Genomic DNA, 5,141 nt, shown 5'->3' with positions numbered 1-5,141 from the left:
CCGCATCGCTTGTCGCCTCATCAGCCCGGAGCCGATCAGGTTCCGTGCGGCCCTCGGGCGCCGGTCCGGCGTCCGCGGTTCGCGACCGTGAAAGGAAGAAGGAAGAAAGTATGGACGGCACTGTCGACTACGCCGCGATCATCACTCAGGTGCTGAGCTTCCTCAGCTCCGGTTCCAGCATCGCCTACACCCCGAAGTAAACCCGCACCAGCAAAGGATTTTCGACTGATGGATACCGGAAGCTCCGGCCTCGGCAGCATCTTCACCGCCCTCGCGAACCTGCTCTCCACCGGATCGGCGGTGTCGGTGACACCGGGCGCTTGATCGCGGTGCGGGCTCGAACACCGCGGGCCCGCACCACCCCCGGCGCGGTGGCGGCGCCGCCGCACCGGAAACAGTTCCGCACGAAAGGTATTCGAATGAGCAACCCATTCGACGATGACGACGCCGAGTTCTACGTCCTGACCAACGATGAAGGCGAGCACTCGTTGTGGCCGGTGTTCGCGGCCGTGCCGAGCGGATGGACGATCGCTCACGGTCCTTGTCTGCGTCGGCTCTGCCTCGACTATGTCGAATCGCACTGGACCGATATGCGCCCGAAATCGCTGATCGAGGCCATGCGTCTGCAAGCCAACTGAATGCGTCGCGCCGCGGCGTGCCCTCCGAACCCCCCTGCACCCGGTACGTCGCGGCGTTCACGTCCTCCTCACAGGGGCGGTGGATATCTGCTAATATAAGTTCCAACTTATAGAAGGAGGTATGCCATGCCCTTGCTTTCCGACCCCGCCGCCCTCGCCGGCCTCGTCACCCGCGAGGTCCGCACCGGTTCCCGCGACGGCGCGACCACCAGGATCGCCGTCGCCCGCCGCAGCTACCCCACCGATCAGGCCGATCTGTGGGACGCGCTGACCAACCCCGAGCGCATTCCGCGCTGGTTCCTGCCGATCAGCGGCTCACTGGAGGTCGGCGGCCGATACCAGCTCGAGGGCAACGCCAACGGCGTGGTCGAACACTGTGACGCGCCGAAACACTTCGCCGTCACCTGGGAGATGGGCCCGCAGATCTCCTGGCTGGAAGTCACTCTCGGCCCGGCCGGCGACGGTACCGAACTGAAGCTCGAGCACGAGGCGCCGATCGATCCGGCCATGTGGACGCAATTCGGTCCCGGTGCGGTCGGTGTCGGCTGGGACCTCGCCCTCCTCGGCCTGGGAATGCATCTGGACAGCGGCGAGCCGGTGGATCCGACCGTCGCGCTCACGCTGCACACCACGCCGGAGGGCCGTACATTCATCCGCACGGCCGCCACGGCGTGGGGTGAGGCCGCGATCGCCGACGGTGACGACCCCGCCGCGGCCCGCGCCGCCGCCGAGCAAACCTTCGCCTTCTACACCACCGAACCAGAGGACACCCCGGAACCTCGATGACCGCCCCACCCGCCCGCATCTTCGATGCACTGGGCGACCCCGTTCGCCGCCACATCCTCGAACTCCTGGCCGCCGGCGAACACTCCGCCGGCGCCCTGGTCGAGTCGATCCGCGCCACCACCCCGATCTCCCAGCCCGCGGTCTCGCAACACCTGAAAACCTTGCGCGACACCGGTTTGGTCACCGTCCGCGCCGAAGGCACCCGCCGGTACTACCGCCTCGACCCCGACGGCGTGGAGATCGCCCGAACCTGGCTCACCGCCCTGCTCGACCCCCTGCACCACCTGGCGAACCCTCTCGACGCTCTCGCCACCGAAATCGCCCGTGGCAAACGGACGCGGGATTCCGAATCCCGAGCCCGAGGTGCCGACGGCGGGCAGAAGCGGGCGACCGGTTGAGCGCGTACGGCTGATCCGAGATCCGCTCTGCGCCTGGGTCCTACCCTCGCCGAGTGCTGAAGCTGATCTACTTCGCGCCGGTCGTGTGCTGGTATCCGGCCGACCGTGAACGTCTGTGTGCTGCTGCTCAGAACGCCGGGAAATCCCTCGCGGTCGCACCGGCGGCATCGATGTTCATCAGCTGAGTTGATCTGAGCTGCTTGCGGATTCGCTCGCGGAGCCGGGTGGCGGCGGCGCGGTGCTTGGCGGCGGTGACGCCGTCTCCGCACGCTGCCGCCAGGTCGGCGAGGATCTCGTCCACCGGATCCAGTGGGGTGAAACCGGTTTCGAGGCCGGCGACGGTGCCGGCGGCGGGGAGGAGGCGGCGATACAGTTCGGCGCAATCGGCGGTCGAGCCGAGCGCGATGGCCGCGCGGGCGCGGTGGGCTCGCATCAGGACGGGGTAGAAATGCTCGTCGACCTCGGAGCCGTGGTGGAACAGGGCGGTGGCTTCGGCGCGTTCGCCGGCGTCGAGGAGGGCGACGATGTAGATCTGGGTGAGCATGCCGGGCAGGGCGGCTTCGATATCGGCGAGGGCGTCCGCGGCGAGGGAGAGATCCCGGCGCGCCCAGCCGAGCGGTAGCAGCGCGATCAGGGCGGCCTCGTCGCCGTGTGGGAAGCCGGAATCTCTTGCCGCCGAGATGCTTTCGTCGAAGTAGTGCGCCGCCCGGGAGATGTCGCCGCGCAGGATCTCGGTGGCCGCGCGGAAGTAGCCGAAGATCGTCGCCAGCGGGCGCACCTGCGCGGTCGCCGCGAACTCCAGGGCCAGCGCCGCCTGCCGTCCGGCCTCGATCAGGTCGACGTTGCGGCAGGCGGTGCGGAAGTGCAAATAGTGTGCGAGAGCACGATATTGGGGTAGATCGGCGGCGGTCGCGATGCGCTCCAGCTCGGCGGTCCAATACCCCAGGCCGTCGCCGGAGTGTCCGTCCAAGACGAGATGGGTCAGCGCGTTCAACGCCATGCACTGCAATTCGGCGTCGCCGGTGCTGCGTGCCAATTTCACCGCGGCGAGGGCGCGGGTGTGGGCGAGCCGGTGCGCGGCGGGGCTGGCTTCGAAGACCGCCGTGATCAGCAGGCGTGCCTGGGTCGCCACCGGCTGGTCGCGCGCCGACGCCACCGCGAGGGCCCGCCGCAGCCGCGGATTCGTCCATCTCCAGTCCCGCATCGCCCAGACCACCGGGGCCCGCCAACTGGTCAGCGCGCGCACCACCAACTCCCCGTCGCCCAGTGCGGTGGCCAGTCGCAGCGCCTGTTCTCGGGCGTCGCGGGCCGCGACGATTCGTCCCGCGTACGCGGAGGCGGTGACCAGTTCACAGTAGGCGTCCACACAGGCGATCCGGTCCGCGGCCGGGGCGTCCTCGTCCTCGTGCCCGGCCAGGCGCCGCAATTCGATCACCGTGCGCCACAGCGGCGCCGCGTCCGCGCGCATCCCGCGATCGACACAGTGCCGCGCCGCGGTCGTGATGTAGTCGACCGCGGAATCGGCGGTACTCGCCGTGGCCGCGCGCACGGCGTGGTGGGCCAGCACCTCCACGGCCCGGGTGTCGTCGGGCCGGCACCCGCTCAACAGCGCCAGCACCTCCTGATGCATCCGGGTCCGCCGCAGTTGCGCGATCCCCGCGTAGGCGGTGTCACGTATCAGCGGGTGCGCGAACATGATCCGGCCCGCGGGATCGATGATCACCAGCCGTGCCACCTCGGCGGTGCCGACCAGGTCGACGATCTCGTGCTCGGATCGTCCGGTCAACGCCACCAGCGTCGCCGGTTCCACCCGCTCACCGCAGACGGCCGCGTACTCCAGGACCTCGCGGACCGGATCCGGCATCCGCGCCAGTTGTTGTTCGATCACACCTCGGGTGCTCGGCGGCAGCGCGTGGACGTCGCCGCCCACCGCCATCGCGGCGGTGAGTTCGCGCAGGAACAGCGGATTACCGCCGGTGCGTTCGTGCAGCAGCGCCAGCAGATCGGTATCGAGCCCGGACAATCCGGCGGCGCGCGCGATGGCGCAGGTCCCGTCCAGATCGACGCCGGTGAGCTCGATGTGGGCGGCGGTCGGGTCGGCCAGGGCGGCCACGGCCGCGCGCACCGGCGGCGGCGCCTCCGCCTCGCGCAGGGTGGCGATGACCAGCAGCGGCTGATCGTGCAGCCATGCCATGGCTTGGCGCAGGATCTGCAGCGTGGCCTCGTCGGCCCGGTGCAGATCCTCCAGAATCAACGCGACCGGACCGTCGGCGACCGCTTTCCGGCACCGGTCGGCGATCACCCGCGAGATCTCGAATGCCCCACCGAGCACCGGCCGCGAGGTCAGATCGGCGCCGAATCGCGCGGCGACCTCCGCCCACACCCATGCCTGTGGCGCTCCGTCGACCTCCGGGCAGCGTCCGGTCGCGACCACCCAGTCGCGGCGGCGCAATTCGGCGGCGACGGCCTCGGTGAGGGTGGACTTGCCGAAACCCGCGCCGCCGCAGACCCACACCACCCGGGCGCCGTGTTCGGCGGCCTCGCAGGCGGCTTCGAGGACGATCTTGCGCTGCACCGGATATCCGGGTGCCGTCGTGGTTGCGGCTCGCTCGCCAGGCTCGGTCGGTGAGCGCGTGATGTCACGCACGAGGTCGGCGCGCACGGCGATGGGCGCGGTCGGCACGGTGGAGTCGAGCACCGGGACCGCCTGGTTGAGGATCGCGGTCTCCAACTCCTGAATGCGTTGTCCCGGATCCAGCCCCATTTCCCGGGTGAGGAATTCCGCCGTGCGCCGCAGCGTGGCCAGCGCTTCCGTCTGCTGCCCCAGTCGATATTGCGCGAGGGCGAGCAGCCGCACACTCTCCTCGCGGTCGGGCCGGTCCTCGACGGTGCGCCGCAGGCCGCTGATCACCTCGGTGGTGCGGCCGAGTTCCAGCGCGGCCTGGGCGCGCAATTCACCGGCGGTCAGATACAGATCCGTCAGCCGGGCCGCCTCGGCCGCCGCCCAGCCGCAATCGGCGAAACTCTCCAGCGCGCGTCCGTTCCAGCAGGCCAGTGCGATATCCAGCATGCGGGTGCGGGTGGCCGCCTCGGGGGCATGGGCACCGCTGCTGACCTGCAGGTATTCGTGCAGCAGCGATTCGAACTGCCAGGCGTCGACTTCGGTGTCGCGCAACCGCAGCGCGTAACCGAGGCCCTCCGATACCACCACCGTCGCCGGCGCGCGGGCGGGACGTTCGGGTTCGAACACCCGCCGCAGGTTGTGGACGTGCACCTGCAGTACCGACGTCGCCTTCGGCGGGGGTTCCCCGTCCCACAA

The 5,141-nt window shown here is 69.9% G+C and carries 4 protein-coding genes; 3 read left to right on the top strand and 1 reads right to left on the bottom strand.

The features are described 5' to 3' along the window. Positions 1–419 precede the first annotated feature (419 nt). The 3 genes from IRT45_RS25375 to IRT45_RS25365 all read left to right on the top strand — a co-directional run bounded on the left by IRT45_RS25375 (position 420) and on the right by IRT45_RS25365 (position 1,822). Positions 420–638, top strand: coding sequence for an MbtH family protein (locus IRT45_RS25375; RefSeq protein WP_194808385.1), 219 nt, complete (start codon positions 420–422; stop codon positions 636–638). Between the two features lie 126 nt (positions 639–764). After that, complete coding sequence (locus IRT45_RS25370) at positions 765–1,424, top strand: SRPBCC family protein (protein ID WP_194808384.1); 660 nt, start codon at positions 765–767, stop codon at positions 1,422–1,424. Next, positions 1,421–1,822, top strand: coding sequence for a helix-turn-helix transcriptional regulator (locus IRT45_RS25365; protein WP_194808383.1), 402 nt, complete (start codon positions 1,421–1,423; stop codon positions 1,820–1,822). The genes IRT45_RS25370 and IRT45_RS25365 overlap by 4 nt, the downstream gene beginning before the upstream one ends. Before the next feature lie 127 nt (positions 1,823–1,949). On the opposite strand, the gene IRT45_RS25360 is transcribed toward IRT45_RS25365, so the two are convergent. Further along, positions 1,950–5,141 (bottom strand): BTAD domain-containing putative transcriptional regulator (locus IRT45_RS25360; RefSeq protein ID WP_194808382.1); only part of this gene is annotated, 3,192 nt, incomplete at its 5' end.

Origin of the sequence: Nocardia sp. BSTN01 (genome assembly GCF_015354405.1) — a bacterium.
GTDB lineage: Bacteria > Actinomycetota > Actinomycetes > Mycobacteriales > Mycobacteriaceae > Nocardia.
This window is presented reverse-complemented; position numbering and strand designations above follow the sequence as displayed.